Below are 18,286 nucleotides of genomic sequence, written 5' to 3' on the forward strand. Positions count from 1 at the left end.
CGGGTAGCCATCACCAGGACGCCACAGCACCCTGTGTGTTCGGGGCCGTGTAGCGCATTCTCCAACGCAAGGGGCGGTGGTAGGTCAGCTCTTCAACCCCTCGGACAGGGACCCCGTAACTGAACCGTGGGACGATGACGGTCGGCTCTGGCAAAGTGTCCTCACTGCTAGACGATTCTCGTGGGGAACTTTGTGAGTACGCTCGGTAGCTTCATCTGGTCCATCGCTGACCAGCTGCGGGGGCCATATCGCCCCAATCAGTACGGGACGGTGATTCTCCCGTTCACGATCCTGAGGCGGCTTGACTGCGTACTGGAGCCGGACCGCGCTACGGTACAGGAGCTGGCGGCGAGGTATGAGAACCCGAACCGGCTCAAGGTCGAGGTCAAGAAGGCCACCGGGCGGACGTTCTACAACACGTCGAACTATGAGTTCGCGAACCTGCTGGCCGACGCGGACGGGCTGGCGGACAACCTTGCTGACTACATCGACCGGTTCTCCCCCGACGTGGACGTGTTCGAGTACTTCGACTTCAAGAAGGAGATCCTGGCCCTGGAGAAGGCCGGGCTCCTGCGCGAGATCGTCAAGTCCTTCGGTGCCGTCGACCTGCATCCCGAAGTGGTGTCCAACGCGGACATGGGGGACGCGTTCGAGTACATCATCCGCAAGTTCAACGAGGCCGCGAACGAGACTTCCGGGGACCACTACACGCCGCGTGACGCGATCCGGCTGCTGGTCGACCTGCTGTTCGCGGAGAAGGACGTGCCCCTCACCGAGGGCAGTATCGTCCGGTCGCTGTACGACCCCACCGCAGGCACCGGCGGCATGCTCTCCCTGGCTGAGGAGCACCTCCTCGCGCAGAACCCTGCGGCAAAGCTGAGCCTGTTTGGCCAGGAGTACAACCCGCAGTCGTACGCCATCTGCAAGTCCGATCTGCTCGCCAAGGGCCACGACACGACCAACATCGCCTTCGGCAACACGCTCACCGACGACGCCTTCAAGGGCCGCCAGTTCGACTACTGCATGTCCAACCCGCCCTACGGCGTCGACTGGAAGCAGTACGCCAAGGCGATCAAGGAAGAGCGCGACTCCGCCGGCCCCTACGGCCGCTTCGCGCCCGGACTCCCCGCGACCTCCGACGGCCAGATGCTCTTCCTGCTCCACCTGGCCCACAAGATGCGCGCACCCGAGGACGGCGGCGGTCGTGTCGGCATCATCATGAACGGCTCGCCGCTCTTCAACGGCGGCGCCGAATCCGGCCCCTCGAACATCCGCAGGTGGCTGCTGGAGAACGACCTCGTCGAGGCGATCGTCGCCCTGCCGACCAACATGTTCTTCAACACCGGCATCGCCACCTACATCTGGATCCTTGACAACACCAAGCACCCCGACCGTCAGGGCAAGGTCCAACTCGTCGACGGCACCTCGTTCTGGACCAAGATGCGCAAAAACCTCGGGTCCAAAGGACGCGAGATCAGCGACGCTGACCGCGCCAAGATCGTGCAGCTGTATGACGACTTCGAGGACGCCGACCCCGACCTCTCCAAGGTCCTGCGCAACGACGAGTTCGGCTACTGGACCATCACCGTCGAGCGTCCCCTGATGGAGGACGGGGACCCCGTAGTCGACCGCAAGGGCAGCCCGAAGCCCGACGCGAAAAAGCGTGACACCGAGAACGTGCCCTTCACCTACGGCGGCTCAACCGCCGGCGCGGCAGGCCAGCGCGAAGTCATCCAGACGTACTTCGATGCGGAAGTGAAGCCTCACGTTCCTGACGCCTGGATCGACTGGACCAAGACAAAGATCGGCTACGAGATCCCCTTCACGCGCCACTTCTACAAGTACATCCCGCCCCGCCCGCTCGCCGAGATCGATGGCGACCTGGAGAAGCAGGTCGCCAAGATCCTCGACCTGCTGCGGGAGGTCGAGAAGTGAGCGGCTACGAACTCGCTGAGGCGACCTCACCGTGGCTCGGGGCGGTGCCCTCCCATTGGCGAGTTAGCCGATTCGGGTACGAGGCGTCGGTCAACGGTGGTCAGGTCGATCCGCGCGACGAGCCTTGGGCTTCAATGGTCCTCGTCGCGCCGAACCACATCGAGAGTGGCACGGGTCGGATTCTTGGACGCGAGACAGCCTCCGAGCAAGGGGCGGACTCCGGCAAGTACCTCGCTCGTGCGGGTCAGATTCTGTACTCGAAGATCCGCCCAGCTCTCAACAAGGTCACCATTGCGGTAGAAGACTGCCTGTGCAGCGCGGACATGTACGCCATGTCGTTTCGTTCGTCAGTGGTCCCGCGGTACGCGCTCTACTACATGCTTGCAAGGCCCTTCAACTCGTTCGCGACAGTCACTTCGATGCGAGTGAAGATGCCGAAGATCAACCGTGAGGAACTTGCAGCCTGTCCCTGGCTAGTACCTCCTTCGGACGAGCAGCGCGCCATTGCCAACTACCTCGACCGCGAGACGGCCCGCATCGACACGCTCATCGAAGAGCAGCAACGGCTGATCGAGATGCTCCGCGAGCGTCGGCTTGCGGCGGTTGAAGCAGCACTATCCGACGTCCAGACGAGTGGGCCGCGGCTGAAGCACATCATCCAGTCGGTACGTCAGGGCTGGAGCCCGCAGTGCTACGCCTGGTCGGCCGACGGTGTTGAAAAGTGGGCCGTCCTCAAGACAGGGGCTGCAAACGGCGGTCGATTTCGTCCCACGGAGAACAAGGAGCTGCCTAGCGAGGCGTCTCCGCGACCAGACATCGTGGTACGGCGGGGTGATCTCATCGTGTCGCGTGCTAATACACGGGATTTGGTCGGAAGTGCTGCGGTGGTCGCCGGTGATTTTCCGCGACTCATGCTGTGCGACAAGCTTTACGCTTTCACGCTCGACGAGCACCAGGCACTCCCGAGATTTGTAGCCACTGTCCTAGGGAGCCGCAGGTGGCGCGACTTGATCGAGTTGGAGGCCACGGGCGCGAGCCAGTCGATGCTCAACGTCAGTCAGGCCGACATCGTGAACCTCCCGATGCCGGTCCCCCCCGTTGAAGAACAGCGACGCATCGTCACGAGACTGGACGAACAGACAACGAAAATCGACCGACTGATCGTGGAAGCTGAGCGGTTCATCGAGCTCGCCCGCGAGCGGCGGTCGGCGTTGATCACGGCGGCGGTGACGGGCCAGATCGACCTACGACAGGCGGTGTGATGGCCAACCACAACGAGGTGGTCTTCGAGACGGAGATCTGCGAGTACCTCAACGCTCACGGTTGGCTGTACTCGGCGAACGACCATGACGGTGGTGACTACGACCGCGAGCGGGCGCTGTTCCCCGCTGACTTGTTCGCGTGGCTGGAGGAGACGCAGAAGCCAGCATACGAGAAGGCGTTGAAGGCGGCGGGGTCGCAGGCGAAGTTCCTCGATGTGCTGACTGCGGCGCTCGACCGGCCGCTGGAACACGGCGGCGGGACGCTGAACATCCTCCGGAACGGCGTGCAGTACATCGGCGGCGGCCGGTTGAAGATGGCGCAGTTCCGTCCGGAGACTTCGCTCAACGAGACCACAACGGCGCACTACGAGGCGATGCGGGTGCGGGTGGTGCGGCAGGTGCGCTTCTCGACCGCCGACCAGCGCAGCATCGATCTGGTGTTCTTCGTCAACGGGCTGCCGGTGGCCACGGTGGAGTTGAAGACCGACTTCACGCAGTCGCTGGACGAGGCGGTCAACCAGTACAAGCAGCATCGCCATCCGTTGACGAACGGGCGGCCGGAGCCGTTGTTGTCGTTCGGTCACCGGGCGCTGGTGCACTTCGCGGTCTCGAATGACTTGGCGGCGATGACCACGAGGCTGGAGGGTGAGAAGACCCATTTCCTGCCGTTCAACACCGGTTGCGACAGTGGTGCCGGCAACCCGCCCGGCGCGGACGGGCGTTCGGCGACGGCGTACCTGTGGGAACGCGTGTGGGAGAAGCATGCCTGGCTGAACATCATCGGGCGGCTGATGATCGTGCAGACCCAGGAGGAGTGGGACGTCGCCACCGGTACGTCGGTGCGGCGTACGAGCATGCTCTTTCCGCGGTTCCACCAGTGGGAGGCCGTCACGAGCATTGTCGAGGCGGTGAAGGAGGAGGGTGTCGGGCAGCGGTACCTGATCGAGCACTCGGCCGGGTCGGGGAAGACGAACACCATCGCGTGGACGGCGCACCGGCTGGCGCGGCTGCATGTCGACGATCAGAAGCTCTTCGACTCGGTCATCGTGGTCGTGGACCGTACCGTGCTCGACTCCCAGCTGCAGGACGCGATCCGGCAGATCGACGGCACCGGCAAGATCGTCGCGACGATCAGCCCCGAGGACGTCCGCAAGGCCGGCGCGAAGTCGAAGTCGGGTTTGCTGGCGCAGGCGTTGAAGAACGGTGAGCTGATCATTGCGGTGACGGTCCAGACGTTCCCGTTCACGCTGAACGAGATCCGGACCGACGCCGGCCTGAGGGGCAAGCGGTTCGCGGTTATCGCCGATGAGGCGCACTCCTCCCAGTCGGGTCAGATCTCCTCGAAGCTGAAGCAGGTGCTGACGGCCGAGGAGGTCAAGGAGATCGAGGAGGGCGGCGAGGTCGATGTGGAGGCGGTGCTGGCCTCGGAGATGACCGAGCGGGCCGAGTCGGAGAACATCTCCTACTTCGCGTTCACCGCGACGCCGAAGAACAAGACCCTCGAACTGTTCGGCCGCAAGGGGCCCGACGGGAAGCCGCGCGAGTTCCACCTGTACTCGATGAAGCAGGCGATCGAGGAGGGCTACATCCTCGACGTGCTCAAGGGCTACCAGTCCTACGAGACCGCGTTGAAGATCGCCGGCAGGGCCGAGAGCGGTGACGGAAAAGAGGTCGAGGAGGGCGCCGCCCGCAAGGGTCTGATGCGGTGGGTGCAGCTCCACCCGACGAACATCAGCCAGAAGGTGCAGATCATCGTCGAGCACTTCCACGCCAACGTCGCCTACCTCCTCGAAGGCAAGGCGAAGGCAATGGTGGTGACCGACTCGCGCAAGTCCGCGGTGAAGTACAAGCTGGCCATCGACGCCTACATCGCCAAGCGCCGTGCCGAGGACGCGTCGTACGACTACCGCACCCTGGTCGCGTTCTCCGCCGGGGTGACGATGGCCGAGGACGAGACCTGGCACAGCGACTGGGGCCCGCAGCCGTCGAAGGACGACGAGTTCACCGAGGCCAACATGAACCCCGGCGCCGGCGCTGATCTGGCGGCGGCGTTCAAGGGCGAGACCTACACGATCATGCTGGTCGCCAACAAGTTCCAGACCGGTTTCGACCAGCCGCTGCTCTCGGCCATGTACGTCGACAAGAAGCTGTCGGGGGTCACCGCGGTGCAGACGCTCTCGCGGCTCAACCGCACCCACCGCACCGCGGGTGGAGAGCAGAAGCGCAAGACGTTCGTCATCGACTTCGCCAACAAGCCCGAGGACATCAGGGCGGCATTCGAGCCGTACTTCAAGAACGCAACCTTGGAGACCGAGACCGACCCGTACATCGTCATCCACCTGGCCAACAAGCTCGCCCAAGCCGGGATATACACCGATGACGACGTCCGCAAGGTCGCCGAGCTGTGGGTGACCCGGAAGGGCAACAACGCGCTCTCGGCAGCGATAAGCCCGGCGCAACACGACTTCCGGCGCCGCTACGCGCGGGCGATCGAGGAAAAGGACAAGGTCGCCCTCAACACCCTCGACCTCTTCCGCAAGGACGTCTCCACCTACGTCCGCCTCTATGACTTCATGTCCCAGATCGTCGACTACGGCGACCCCTACATGGAGATGCTCTCGATCTTCCTGCGCCTGCTGGAGAAGGTCATCGCCGAGTCCGCTTGGGCCGCCGAGGTCGACCTCTCCGACGTGGTGCTGGTCGGTGTCAAGCACAACAAGGCGATCGCCGTCGACATCTCGCTCGTGGGCGACGGGCAGCTCAAGGGAATCAGTGCTGCCGGCACGGGCGCGAAGAAGGAGCCGAAGTACGTCGCGCTCCAGGTCGTCATAGACAAGATGAACGACCTTTTCGGCGCCGAATCGTTCGCCGAGTCCCAAGTCCGGGAGTTCGTCCAGGGGCTCCTCCAACGGTTGCTCGCCGACCCGAACCTGATCCAGCAGACCAAGGTGAACTCGAAAAAGCAGTTCATCGAGTCACAAGACTTCCAAGCAGCCGTCACGGAGGCGGTTGCGGACAACCAGGAAGCCCACAACACGATGGCCGACTACTTCTTCACCGACGGGCCGGCCATCAACGCGATCATCCTCGCCCTCGCAGATGCCTTCTACGAAGCAGCGGTCGATCAGCAGGTGGATCCTTAAGAGTGTGATTGTCCCGCATTGCGTTGGGCTTGCCTGCGAACGTGGTCGGTGTTTTTGCACGGGCTGTCGACCGCAGACTCCACTGACGGGAAAGTGGCGGCGCCGTTTCCCGCCGTACAGCTCCCTCGACGTTCGGCGATGAGGAAGGGGGCAGTTAAGCGGGCTGGTCTTGGACCTCACGGAGCCAGCGGCGGGTGTGGCGGCGGGAGGTGAGCAGGACCACCTTGGCGTGGCTGGCGTGCTCCTTGATCTCGGCTAGGACGCGCGGGCGCATCTTCTTTCGGTACGTGGCCACGTACGTGAGCACGGAGCGGTTGATCCGGTTGTGGACGCCGTTGCCCCGGTGTCCGGTGCCATGTCGCAGGTGCCGGGAGAGCACGCCCCACAGCGCAGCCGGGGTGGACATGTTCATCAGCACGATGTTGTCGCACGCCTTCAACCGGATCGCCAGGGTCGAGTGGTAGTTGCCGTCGATCACCCACCGCGGCCGAGCAACGAGCCCCCGCTGCACGGCCGCGAACTTCTCCATCGGCAGTGCGTTCCACTCCTCGTCGTAGTACACCGCGTCGAGGTGCGTCACGGGGACCTGAAGCAACTCGCTGAGGGCGCGAGCCAGATGCGATTTGCCGCTGCCACCGCAGCACCGATGGCGACTTTGTCCATGGCGGTTCAGCGTAGAGGGGCTCGATTCGACGCTAGCGGGCGCCGCGCTGACCCGTGACCTCAGTGACGGCACATGCTCTACGGCAGCCCTGGCAAGATTCGTGATCAGCGGCCGGGGGAAGGACCGGTCCACTGGTCCTGCACGTTTCTGCACGGCTGCGGCATCGGGGGATGCGATGACACTACGGTTCTTGGGGATCATCTCGAACACGCCGGTGAACGACTCGCCGACGATCTGGCTGGATGAGGCGACGGGCGACCTTGTCATCCAGTCGTACCGGGCGGATGAGGAGACCATCCGGCAGGCCCAGGAGGTCGGTTCGATCCCGGGGCATTCGACGGATGTCCCACCTCATGAGGTGATGATCCGCCTGCCTGCCGAAATGTTGAAGTACATACCGCGCCCCGACGAGGGGACCGCACCGACGGAGGATCAGTGACGGCCGCAGAGTCTCCCTTCCCGCAGCACCAGTTGATGCGCGATGCGCAGCACGCGGCGATCCACCTCGAACTTCGGGACGTGTACACGGTCGACGCGGACGAGGACTATCCGGCCTGGTTGGAGGGTTGGCGGCCGGATCCCGACGAAGAGCGTTGGCGCAGCGGCTTCTACGGGATCATCGGCGAAGCGACGGAGAGAGGCGTCAACGTTCGGCGCCTGAGGGTCGTGTCGGAGCCGGTGACGGATTACATCCGTTACGAGTACGACTTGACGTTCGCCAATATCGCGATCGGCGAGGAAGTCCGGTGGCTGCCGCGGCGGGACGCCGTAGGGCTGTTGCTGCCCGCGGTCGACTTCTGGATCTTCGACGCCTCCACCGTGATGCTGACGCACTGGGACGGCAACGGCCGCGCGGACGACCCCTTCCGCGACATCAGCCAGGACACCGAGCTGATCAAGACCTACACCGACGCGTTCGACGCGCTGTGGGCGCGGGCCACACCACACGAGGACTACGTCCCGCGCTGATTTCGCCCGACCCATGCCCACATCGTCCTCCGTCCAGCAGGCGCGTCGCGCGCTGGGAGCCAGACTCCGTGAACTGCGCGAAGACCGGAGGCTGAACCTCACCGAACATGCTGCGCTGTGCGGTTGGTCGCGTTCGAAGTCGTCGCGGATCGAGGACGGGCTCACCCAGCCGTCCCCGGAGGACATCGAGACGTGGTGCGCGGTATGCGCCGCCGCCCCCGAGGCCCCCAATCTGATCGCGTCGCTGCGGGCGTTGACCGGGATGTTCACCGAGTGGCGGCGTATGGAGCGCACCGGTCTCAAGCGCGCCCAAGAGGCGGTGCTGCCGTTGTTCGAGCGCACCCGCCGCTTCCGGTCGTACGCGTCGTGGATGGTGCCGGGCCTCATCCAGTCGCGGGCCTACACCACCGCCGTACTCCGAGCCACACAGCAGCGCCGCGTCGCGGTCGACGACGTCGAGGCCGCCGTCGATGTACGGATGGACCGGCAGCGCATCCTGTACGGCGGCAGGGCGACGTTCGCGTTCCTGCTTGAGGAGTGCGTCCTGCGCAACGCCATCGGTGACGCTGAGGTCATGGCCGGCCAACTCGGCACGCTCATCACGGTGTCGGCCCTGCCGAACGTGTCCGTGGGGGTGATCCCTGCGAGGCCGGACCGCGTGCGCATGCCGGTGGAAGAGTTCTGGATCTTCGACACCACCCAGGTCAACGTCGAACTGGTCTCCGGCTATCTCACCTTCAGCCAGCCGTACGAGATCAGCGCCTACGAGCAGGCGTTCGAGCAGATGTCGTCGATGGCCGTGCACGGTCCGGCGGCGCGCAGCATCATCACGGCGGCCATCTCGGCGCTTGGCTGAACAACTGCCGTGCACGCGCGTGCACGCGACTGGAGCCGCCGCGTGCCGCCCCGCCACTGTGGAGGTCGCGCCGACCGGGGACTTTGACGTTTCCCGGTGATCAGATCACTGCGTCGTTTGGGGCCTGAGCATGGACAACCACCGCGATCCGCCGGGGGTGCGCGAGCCCACCGTCTTGTCCGAGGGCACGATCCGTGCCGCGGCCTCCCAATTGCCGGAGGATGGACCGTTCCGGCTGCGGTACGACCGGGCCACCGGGCAGACGGTGCTGTTGACCCGGCAGTTCACGTCCGCTGGGATGCGCCGTTCGACCGTGGTTCCTACGGTCTTTGCCGACGCGCGGCAACTGTTCGAGGCGACGGCGGAGTTCGAGTGGCTCAGCGTGCAGTACGCGCGAACTGCTACCGCGATCCAGCTTGTCCTGCTCAAGGAGTGGGGTGTGCCCGAGGACGAGCTCGAAGCCGCTCTCGACCGCGCCTTGGCCGGCCTGTATCCCGACGATTCCCGTCGTGACGCCACCGAGAGTGCCGCGTCTCTGGACGTCGTCGGGCCGGTACCTCTTCCGGTGCCCGGCGGTGTCGAGTCTCGGATCGCACTGGTGATGAAGACCGTGGCTGGCCTGGGCGTGGACCTGGAGGCACAGAAACGCGAGGCGCTGGCAGCTCAGATCGCGGCTGAGCTCGGATGCGCTCCTCGCCCGACGGCGACGCCGCTCCGGTGAGCTCTGAATGCCGATGACAGCGGTCATACCTCCGCTTGGCGAACGTGCCGAAGTTGAAGTGTCCGGTTGTCCGGGGGTGAAAGACACCCCGATAGTCCTCGTCCCTTCCCTGTGTCGGCCGTTGAATGAAGGGCGCGCCGTCGGCGAGCAGCTCGGGCTGACCGACTACCGCCTGTCATGCGGCAAGCCGTCGGCTGGCAGCGTAGGTGCGAACCGTGCGTACGCCGCTGGCCCCGACGGCGCGGTCCGAACCGGATCGTCACTGTCCCTGAACTACCTTCAGTCACCTGGGGGATGAATGAAACGCCTCCTGCGCACAGCCCTGCCGATCTCGTCGACGCCAGCGCCCGCAGCGCTCCCGCTTCGGCCGCATGTTCCAGGACGCCGTGGGCTGCTGGTTGCGCGTGCTGAAGGCTCCCAGCCGATCGTCGTGACCGGCGACATCGACTCGGATCGCGGCGCAGCCACGCCACCCACAGCGGTCACGCTGCCGTGGCCCATGGACGCAAGCGAGGCCGCTGATCTCTGCGCGGGCCTGGGCTTGGCCGTACTCGCCGCCAACCCGTATCTGGCCCTGGTGGTTCGTAACCGACTCGATGCCGCGATCGAGGCCGTTCAGAACGGGCGACCGGTGCCGCCGGGGCTGGGTCGCACCAGCGGCTGGTTCGACGCGAAGACCGCGGGAAGCCGATGACCAAGACCAGCGGCACGCTGCCGCCGCGTTGGCGGCCCACTGCCGTGCGGTGGCCGGATTCGCGACCGCTCCTGGTGTGGAATCAGGCCGACCCCACCGGGGGCGAGTCCTGTAGTCCTTTGGTTCTCGGCGACGAGGTGTCGTTCGCCGTCGATCGTGACCGTAGGTGTGTCGGCGTCTGGCAGGGGAACCGCCGTCTTCCCTGCGCCGAGCGCGCCCGATTGGACCCGTGGGCGCTGGGCGCACTGTGCCCGAGATGCGCCCGTGTGAAGGACTCGCTGACCGCCGCCGATCAGCTGGGCGATGCAACGCCGCATCGCCTCTTCCTCATCCACCACGGCGACGCCGCGATAGCCCTCGCGGTCACCCCCGCCGAACGGGCTCACCAGACCGTCCTCGAAGCGGGGGTGCTCGCGTCACTCGCGCTGTACGAGGGCACCGCGTCGGCCGTCCGACACACCGCGGACATCCTGCGCAGCGCGTTGCGTCTGCCTGACCGGGTGAGGGCTCCGCTCCGGCGTGCCGCCCGTGCCCGGCCCGGCGACGCCTACCAGCGGGCCGACGATCTGGTCGCGGCGCGACAGGTTGCGTTGCACCACTGGCGGCAGTTCAGCACGCCGTTGCCCAAGAGCACGCCGGTGGACCACGCGGAGACTTACCGGCTTCCCGACCAGGGGCTGCGGCCCGACGCCGAGCTGAGTCCGCTGATGGACACCGCCGCCGTCTCCGGTCGGCTTGTTTGCGTAGTCGGGACCGACCTGTACCTGGAGAACGTTCAGCGCGGCCTCGTGCTGGTCGACGGCCGCCGTATGTTCGGCTGGGGGATGCGTACGGCCTTGTCCAGTCTCGGATTTACCGCCGCCACCCGGCCCGTCGCCGATCGTGTCGCAATGCCCCCCGAAGTCCCAGGACGACTTGCACACCGTCAACCCGGGTGACAGCCGCACCAGGCCCCGCTCAGGCCCGGTGCGGATCACCGCACTCCGCAGATTTCCCGGACCGGATCGGGCCCGTGTCCGGGGCGCCGCCTTCGGCGGCCGGTCTGGCATGCGCCGGGCCCTCTCGATCGCATCTTTGAAGGGAGCTCACCTGATGAACACCACCGAGTTCGAGGAGCAGGCCGCCGGGGATCCTGGCCTGTTCGACCTGGACGTGACCGTCATCGAGTCCGGTGACGACAGCGGCACGTTGATCGGCGTCACGGACGACAACTGCGGCAGCACGTGCGCCAGCCCGTGCGCCACCAACGTCGCCTGATCCACGGCACGCTTTCGCCCGCGCCGGCTGCCCGCACGCACGCGCATTGCGCGTCCGCAGGCCCGGCGCGGGCCACCCGGCAAAACCGCTCCGAAGAGGGGGAGATTTCGGTGCCCGCCCTGCACGCACACCCGTCGCACCGATCGCAGTTCCGGGCTGTCGACGGCGCGCTGGTCCGCGCCGCGCTGTCCGCGCAGGTGCCGGTTCCCGATGTGCCGGAGTTGACCGGGGATTCCCCGGCGGACATCGGTCGGCAGTGCGCGTGGTTACGCGAGGTGTGGGCGGTCGACGCCGTTGCGGCGGCTGTCGGGCACGCCAGTCCGGCGCTTGCACGGGCGGTGGCCACCATTTGTGCCGCCCCGGCCTCGGAGGCGCGCGCTACGCGGCGCGCTGTGGTGTCGACGCTCCGGTATGTGCTGCGGATGGAGCATCGGGCAACGCCCTTCGGTCTGTTCGCGGGAGTCGCCCCCGCGAGGTTCGGCGACCGGACCACGGTGGTCTGGGGAGCAGGTCACCGTGAGGTGGTTCGCGCGGACGCCGCCTGGCTCGCGGATGTCGTCGGCCGATTGGAGTCCATTCCGGGGGTGTTGGAGAGGCTGGAGGTAGTGGCGAACGACACCGTGTTCCTTCGCGGCGGTCGTTTGGTCGTCCCGTATCCCCCACGTACCGGCACGGGCGCACCCGCAGAGGTGTCGGTCCGGTGCACCGCAGCGGTGCGGTATGCGATGGGCGCGGCTGCCTCGCCGATCCGGTGCAGTGACTTGGCCGCGAAGCTGGAGGCGCAATTCCCGGCCGGACCCGGTCGGGTGCTCGCGCTGCTGCGCGGCCTTGTGGAGGCTGGGGCGCTGTTGACCGGTCTGCATGCGCCGTCCACTGTCGCGTGCGGACTCATGCACTTGGTAGGCGTGTTGGATGGTGCGGAGGGAGGGCAAGTCCCGGCCGCCGCTGCGTTCGTGGAGGAACTCCACGGCGTGCACGGCCTGTTCTCGGCGTACGAGGTGGCAGACTCGCCACTCAGCCGCCGCACGGCACGCGGCACCTTGTACGACGCGATGCGGTCGGTGAGCAAGGCCGCCGGGCAACCCGTGGCGGTGGACGTGCGGGCCGACGTCGGGCTCATGCTGCCGCGCGCAGTTGCGCGGGAGGCGGAGGCGGTCGCGGGCGTGCTCGCCCGTCTGACGCCGCACCCGTTCGGGACGGTTGCCTGGCGCGACTTCCACAATCGGTTCTTCGAGCGCTACGGGATCGGTTCGCTCGTGCCGGTCTTGGACGTCGTGGACCCGGATGTCGGCCTCGGGTTCCCGAGCGGGTACCTCGACACCGAGCCGCCCTCGCGTCCCGCACTGTCGGCACGGGACCGTCGCCTGCTCGCACTCGCCCAGGATGCCGCGCGGGACGGGGTCGTCGAAATCGTCCTCGACGAGCCGCTGATCACCCGCCTCACCGACGAGCAGGTTGCGGACGCGATGCGGCTTCCCCCACACCTCGAACTGCGGTTCCGTGTGCACGCCTCGTCCCCGTCGGCGCTCGATGCCGGCGACTTCCGGCTCACCGGGGTTACCGCGTCGCGCGGCGTGGGGACCACCACCGGCCGGTTCCTCGGCCTGCTGGATCCGGCCGACCGAAAGGCTGCGGTTGCCGTGCTCGCGACGTTGCCTGCCGGCGACTCCGACGCTGTGCCCGTGCAATTGTCGTTTCCGCCGCTGCATCGGCGCGACGCGCACGCGACCCGGGCGCCGCAGGTGCTTCCCCACACGATCCACCTGACCGAACACCCCATCAACCCCGGCGGCATCAGCGTGCGGGACTTGGTGGTGGGCTGCGACCGCACCCGTCTCTACCTCGCCTCGCGCAGTCTCGGCCGACGGGTTGAGCCGGTCGTGCTGCACGCGTTGGATTTGCGCTTCCACGCCCCGCCTCTCGCGCGGTTCCTCGCCGAGATCGGACGTGCCCAAGCTGCCGTGGTCACCGCGTTCGACTGGGGCGCCGCCACCGCGCTGCCGTTCCTGCCGCGCCTGCGCTACGGCCGCACCGTCATCAGTCCTGCCCGCTGGCACCTGGACGCCGCCGAGCTGCCCGGTTCCCACGGGCCGTGGGACGCGTGGAACCGCGCGATGGCCGCGTGGCGCGCCCAACGTTCCACCATGCCCGCACGCGTGATGCTGGCCGAAGGCGACCGACACCTGCCGCTGGATCTGGACACCAACGCCCACCTGGTGCTGCTGCGCGCCGCCGTGGACACCGCCGGACACGCCACGCTCATCGAGGACGACGGCCCCGATGCCCGCGGCTGGTTCGACGGACATGCGCACGAAATCGTCACTGCCATGACCGCCGTCGGCACGCCAGGATGGCCCGCCGCACCACCGGTCGCCTCCTCCCGCGTCATCGGCCGTGACCACGGGCGGCTCCCAGGCGACTCGTCCTGGCTGCTCGCGTGTCTGTACGGGCACCGCGACCGGCAAGCCGAGATCATCGCGACGCACCTGCCCGCGCTACTGACCGACTGGAACGACGACTCGCACGCGGGCCTGCGCACGGACAGCCCATCGTGGTACTTCCTGCGCTACGCGGACCCGCGCCCGCATCTACGGTTACGCATTCGCCTCCGCGACACTGCGGCATTCGGGGCGGCGGCGCAGCGCGTCGGTGCCTGGGCCGCCGGTCTGCGGCGCGCCGGCCTCCTGAACGAACTCACGCTCGGAACCTCTTATCCCGAAACCGGGCGGTGGGGAAACGGCGCGCTGATGGATGCCGCCGAAGAGGTCTTCGCCGCCGACTCGGCCGCGCTTGCGACCCAGTTCGCCGCGTTCCCCCGGCCCGGCCGAGCAGAGCACCCGGACCACCGGGCGTTGGCCGCAGCCAACTTCGTCAGCCTCGCAGCCGCGTTCACCGGCAGCGCTGCCGATGGTGCGGCCTGGCTGATCGAACACGCCCCCGTCAGTTCCGCGCCGGTCGACCGGGCGGTGTTCCACGCTGCGGTCCGGCTTGCCGACCCGACCGACGACTGGGCGGCGCTGCGCGAGGTACCCGGAGGGACCGCCGTCGCCGCCGCTTGGCGGCCCCGCGACGCGGCGGTCCGTGCTTACCGCGACCTGATCGCCCTCGACGGCGGCCTGAATTCCGACTTGGTCCTGGACTCGCTCATCCACGCGCACTTCATCCGCGCGGTGGGACTGGACAAGGATGACGAACGCGTGTGCGCTCGTCTCGCCCGCGCCGCCGCCATGGCCTGGACCCACGCCCGGGGCACGCGGTGAGCATCCGAGCAGCGGCGAAGGTCGCCGCCGACACGATCGCCGAGAACCTCGCCAGCCCGACGGAGGTGCGCCGCCTTACCTTGGCGCACGGTTGGGCGCCGCAGTCCCTCGCGCACGGCGCCGTCGGTGTCGCGCTGCTGCACATCGAACGCGCCCGGACGGGCGACGGTCCGTGGCAGCGTGCCCACGACTGGCTGGCTTGCGCCGCCGCGCGACCGGTCGTCGGCGCGGGCCACCTGTTCTACGGCGCCCCCGCACTCGCATTCGCGATGAGCTGTGCCGCCGTCGACGGCCGATACGCACGAGCCCTGGACGCTCTCGACCGGCACATCACCGCCACGACCCAACAGCGCGTCAGCCAGGCCCACGCCCGCATGGACCGCGGCGAGGCGCCCGCGCTCGCTGAGTTCGACGCGATCCGCGGCATGTCCGGGCTCGCGGCCTACCTGCTGCGCCGCAACCCGGACCATGCGAGTACGCGCGGTGTGGTGGAGTACCTGGTCCGGCTGACGGAACCCCTGCCACGCGTCAACCGGACTCTTCCCGAGGCTCTGCCCGGCTGGTGGAGCCCGCTTGCTCCCACCGGGAAGCCGTCGCCGAACTTCCCCGAAGGCCACGCCAATGCCGGGGTCGCGCACGGCATCGGCGGCGTGCTGGCCGCGCTCTCCGCCGCCACCCGCACCGGCGTCCGCGTTGACGGCCTGCCCACCGCGATCGGGCGAATCCTGGCCTGGCTCGACCGGTGGCGCCAAGACGCCGAAACCGGATCATGGTGGCCCTACTGGATCACTCCCGCACAGCAGCGAATCGGAAGCCCCGGAGAAGGGCCACAGCGCCCTTCCTGGTGCTATGGCACAGCCGGCCTGGCCCGCGCCCAACAACTCGCCGCGTTGGCCACCGGTGACGCCGACCGTCGGCGCGCCGCCGAAACCGCTCTGTTGAAGGCGGTCACCGACCCGGCCCAAACTGCCCAGATCACCAGCCAGTCCCTCTGCCACGGCACCGCCGGACTCGCCCACATAGCGCAACGTGTCGCCGTCGACTCCGCCGAGCCGCATCTGAGGCGCGCGCTCATGACCCGCGCATTCGAGCTGCTCGCACCCCTCACCGACACGCCTGCGCAGGCCCTGGCCGCGGACCTGCTGCGTACCCCCGACGGGCCCGGCGATGTCGGACTGCTCGACGGCGCCGCCGGCGTTGCCCTCGCCCTGCACAGCATCAGCACCGCCGCGCCACCGGCTTCCGGCTGGGACGCCTGCCTCCAACTCCACTGATCTCGCGCAACGAGGACGTCCATGACACTCGACGACTTCCCGCAACGAACCGACATCCACGTATCCGACGCCTGCCCGACCGACGTCTGCAGGCTCGATGAATGGCCGCAGTACCTCGTCGCATTCGCCGAGGCGACACGTGCCGAGGAGACCGTTGCGACGTACCTGCTGCCCGTACTCGACGCCTCTGCGGACGGCGACCCTCCGCGCTGGTCGTTCCTACGCAAACACCCCCACTGGCGTCTGCGCCACCCACCGCCCAGCAACCGCCGGACCCGGCGAGATCAGCGAACCGAACTGGCCGTCGTCTTGGACCAGTTGACCGCCAAGGGCCTGGTGACCGGCTGGACGCCGTCCCTTCACGAACCCGAGGCCACCGCGTTCGGCGGCCCCGACGGGATGAACGTGGCCCATGACCTGTTCCATCACGACAGCCGCGCCGTCCTTCTCCGCAACGGATGTCGTCCGGCCGCCACTTCGACGCAGCAGTTGGGGCGGCGCGAACTCGCGTTGCTGCTGCCGAGTGTGATGATGCGCGCCGCCGGTCTGGACTGGTACGAGCAAGGCGACACGTGGGCGAGAGTCGCCGCGCACCGCCTACCCGAACCCGTCACGCGTACCGAGCCGACCGATCGGGCCCGTACTGCGGCGCGGCGGCTGATGACCGTCGACGCCGGGCCGACAAGCCGCCTGGTCACCGGCGGAGCACTCGCCGACTTGGGCTCATGGGTTGCCGCGTTCCACGACGCCGGACGCCACTTGGCCGCCTTGAACCGTGACGGCCACCTGCACCGGGGCCTGCGCGCGGTCATCGCCCACCACGTCCTCTTCCACTGGAACCGCCTCGGCCTCGCCGCCGCGCTTCAACACGCCCTGTCCACCCTCGCAATGGAGATCGTCATGGGAACGAGCGAACCCACCCGCCACATCCGCGAAACCGCCCCCGAACCTGCCGACCGCGACCGTAGCGTTGCCCCCGTGAACACCCATGTGATCGACGCCGCGCAGACCGGCACCCCCGACGAGGCCGAGCGCCTACGCCACGCGCTCGTGGACACCCTCACCGGCGCGGACCTCGTCCGCACGGCCCGCGTCGAGGAGGCGCTGCGGACCGTCCCGCGCCACCGCTTCGTCCCCCACGCAACCCTGGAGGACGCCTACGCGAACTCCACGGTGACCACCAAGACCGACGCGGCCGGCACGCCGATCAGCTGCGCCTCCCAACCCGGCGTCGTCGCCCTGATGCTCGACCAACTCGACGCCCGCCCCGGCCACAACGTCCTCGAACTGGGCGCCGGGACCGGCTACAACGCCGCTCTCCTCGCCCACCTGGTCGGCCCCGCCGGGCACGTGACCACCATCGACGTCGACGACGACATCGTGGACGCCGCCCGCACCCATCTCACCGACGCCGGCGTGCCCAACGTCACCGTGCTCCTCGGCGACGGCGCCCTCGGCCACCCGGACGCCGCTCCGTATGAGCGCATCATCGCCACCGTCGGCGCGCACGGCATCCCGCACGCCTGGCTGGATCAACTCGCCCCCGACGGACGCATGTTGGTCCCGTTGCGGCTGCGCGGCGCGGTGTCGCGGTCGATCGCGTTCGAGCGCCGCGACGGTGCCTGGGTCGGCGTCGACAGCGCCATGAACACCTTCATGCCGCTGCGCCGGGGCATCGCCGACGACCCGCGCACCCGCATCTCGCTCACCGGGGACGGCTCTGTGGCGCTCGTGACCAACGGAGACCAGAACACCGACACCGTAGCCCTCGCCATCGCCCTCGGGGACGTCCTCCACCAGGACCGCACCGAGGTGTGGACCGGCGTCGACTTCCGTGGCAGCGAGTCCGCGGAATGGCTGGAGCTGTGGCTGACCTGCGTCCTGCCCAGCGGACTGAGCCGCATGCCCACCACCCCGCAGGCCCTCGAAACCGGCCTGGTCACCACCCCCTACCCCAGCGCCACCGCGGCCTTCGACAAGGGGGCGCTCGCCTATCTCACCCGACGCAAGGCCGACCGCACCGCCCCCGACGGCGCCGCGCTCTACGAATTCGGCGTCATCGGGCACGGCCCCGGCGGCGACGTACTCGCCGAGCGCATGGCCGACGAGGTGCGCACCTGGGACCGCGACTACCGCAGCCGCGATGTGCGTTTCGAGCTCCAGACCCTTGATGCGCCGGCCACCCCCGACGCGCCGGGCCGGTTCACGCTGACCACCGCGCTCAACCGGATCGTCGTCGACTGGCGCTGAC

14 protein-coding genes are annotated in these 18,286 nt (G+C 67.9%); 13 read left to right on the forward strand and 1 reads right to left on the reverse strand.

Annotated features, from left to right (window positions below):
- Positions 1-192 precede the first annotated feature (192 nt).
- The 3 genes from LO772_RS08115 to LO772_RS08125 are packed head-to-tail and all read left to right on the forward strand — an operon-like array spanning position 193 to position 6,340.
- Entirely contained in the window at positions 193-1,935 is a 1,743-nt protein-coding gene (locus LO772_RS08115) for an HsdM family class I SAM-dependent methyltransferase (RefSeq protein WP_231777706.1), read from the forward strand.
- On the forward strand, positions 1,932-3,197 hold the full coding sequence (locus tag LO772_RS08120; RefSeq protein WP_231777707.1) for a restriction endonuclease subunit S: 1,266 nt from the start codon (positions 1,932-1,934) through the stop codon (positions 3,195-3,197). Before LO772_RS08115 ends, LO772_RS08120 begins: the two co-directional genes overlap by 4 nt.
- Positions 3,197-6,340 (forward strand): type I restriction endonuclease subunit R, encoded by a 3,144-nt coding sequence (locus tag LO772_RS08125; RefSeq protein ID WP_231777708.1) that lies wholly within the window; start codon positions 3,197-3,199, stop codon positions 6,338-6,340. Before LO772_RS08120 ends, LO772_RS08125 begins: the two co-directional genes overlap by 1 nt.
- Positions 6,341-6,494: 154 nt before the next feature.
- Here LO772_RS08125 and LO772_RS08130 read toward each other — a convergent pair whose 3' ends face one another.
- Positions 6,495-6,920, reverse strand: a complete 426-nt coding sequence (locus LO772_RS08130) for a topology modulation protein (RefSeq protein ID WP_231777709.1) — start codon at positions 6,918-6,920, stop codon at positions 6,495-6,497.
- A gap of 259 nt (positions 6,921-7,179) precedes the next feature.
- Between LO772_RS08130 and LO772_RS08135 the strand changes: the two genes are divergently transcribed.
- The 10 genes from LO772_RS08135 to fxlM all read left to right on the forward strand — a co-directional run bounded on the left by LO772_RS08135 (position 7,180) and on the right by fxlM (position 18,285).
- Positions 7,180-7,443 carry a hypothetical protein gene (locus LO772_RS08135; RefSeq protein WP_231777710.1) on the forward strand — a complete coding sequence of 88 codons (264 nt, stop codon included), beginning with the start codon at positions 7,180-7,182 and terminating at the stop codon, positions 7,441-7,443.
- Positions 7,440-7,973 (forward strand): DUF6879 family protein, encoded by a 534-nt coding sequence (locus tag LO772_RS08140; protein ID WP_231777711.1) that lies wholly within the window; start codon positions 7,440-7,442, stop codon positions 7,971-7,973. The genes LO772_RS08135 and LO772_RS08140 overlap by 4 nt, the downstream gene beginning before the upstream one ends.
- A 13-nt stretch (positions 7,974-7,986) precedes the next feature.
- Positions 7,987-8,829, forward strand: coding sequence for a DUF5753 domain-containing protein (locus tag LO772_RS08145; RefSeq protein ID WP_231777712.1), 843 nt, complete (start codon positions 7,987-7,989; stop codon positions 8,827-8,829).
- 130 nt (positions 8,830-8,959) lie between these two features.
- Complete coding sequence (locus LO772_RS08150) at positions 8,960-9,550, forward strand: hypothetical protein (RefSeq protein WP_231777713.1); 591 nt, start codon at positions 8,960-8,962, stop codon at positions 9,548-9,550.
- Between the two features lie 430 nt (positions 9,551-9,980).
- On the forward strand, positions 9,981-10,244 hold the full coding sequence (locus tag LO772_RS08155; RefSeq protein WP_231777714.1) for a hypothetical protein: 264 nt from the start codon (positions 9,981-9,983) through the stop codon (positions 10,242-10,244).
- Positions 10,241-11,182, forward strand: coding sequence for a DUF2797 domain-containing protein (locus tag LO772_RS08160; protein ID WP_231777715.1), 942 nt, complete (start codon positions 10,241-10,243; stop codon positions 11,180-11,182). Before LO772_RS08155 ends, LO772_RS08160 begins: the two co-directional genes overlap by 4 nt.
- A gap of 154 nt (positions 11,183-11,336) precedes the next feature.
- A complete protein-coding gene (locus tag LO772_RS08165; protein ID WP_231777716.1) occupies positions 11,337-11,501 on the forward strand; it encodes an FxLD family lanthipeptide in 165 nt (54 codons plus the stop codon).
- A gap of 275 nt (positions 11,502-11,776) precedes the next feature.
- Positions 11,777-14,761, forward strand: coding sequence for a lantibiotic dehydratase (locus LO772_RS08170; RefSeq protein ID WP_231779458.1), 2,985 nt, complete (start codon positions 11,777-11,779; stop codon positions 14,759-14,761).
- Positions 14,758-16,035, forward strand: a complete 1,278-nt coding sequence (locus LO772_RS08175) for a lanthionine synthetase C family protein (protein WP_231777717.1) — start codon at positions 14,758-14,760, stop codon at positions 16,033-16,035. Before LO772_RS08170 ends, LO772_RS08175 begins: the two co-directional genes overlap by 4 nt.
- Before the next feature lie 21 nt (positions 16,036-16,056).
- Positions 16,057-18,285 carry a methyltransferase, FxLD system gene (gene fxlM / locus LO772_RS08180; protein ID WP_231777718.1) on the forward strand — a complete coding sequence of 743 codons (2,229 nt, stop codon included), beginning with the start codon at positions 16,057-16,059 and terminating at the stop codon, positions 18,283-18,285.
- Position 18,286 lies beyond the last annotated feature (1 nt).

The organism is Yinghuangia sp. ASG 101 (genome assembly GCF_021165735.1).
In the GTDB taxonomy this organism is placed as follows: Bacteria; Actinomycetota; Actinomycetes; order Streptomycetales; family Streptomycetaceae; genus Yinghuangia.

Bases quoted from the DNA above. Each gene is read 5' to 3' on its own strand.
- LO772_RS08125 (WP_231777708.1), top strand. From the start codon at position 3,197: ATGGCCAACCACAACGAGGTGGTCTTCGAGACGGAGATCTGCGAGTAC.
- LO772_RS08135 (WP_231777710.1), top strand. From the start codon at position 7,180: ATGACACTACGGTTCTTGGGGATCATCTCGAACACGCCGGTGAACGAC.
- LO772_RS08145 (WP_231777712.1), top strand. From the start codon at position 7,987: ATGCCCACATCGTCCTCCGTCCAGCAGGCGCGTCGCGCGCTGGGAGCC.
- LO772_RS08150 (WP_231777713.1), top strand. From the start codon at position 8,960: ATGGACAACCACCGCGATCCGCCGGGGGTGCGCGAGCCCACCGTCTTG.
- LO772_RS08160 (WP_231777715.1), top strand. From the start codon at position 10,241: ATGACCAAGACCAGCGGCACGCTGCCGCCGCGTTGGCGGCCCACTGCC.
- LO772_RS08165 (WP_231777716.1), top strand. From the start codon at position 11,337: ATGAACACCACCGAGTTCGAGGAGCAGGCCGCCGGGGATCCTGGCCTG.
- fxlM (WP_231777718.1), top strand. From the start codon at position 16,057: ATGACACTCGACGACTTCCCGCAACGAACCGACATCCACGTATCCGAC.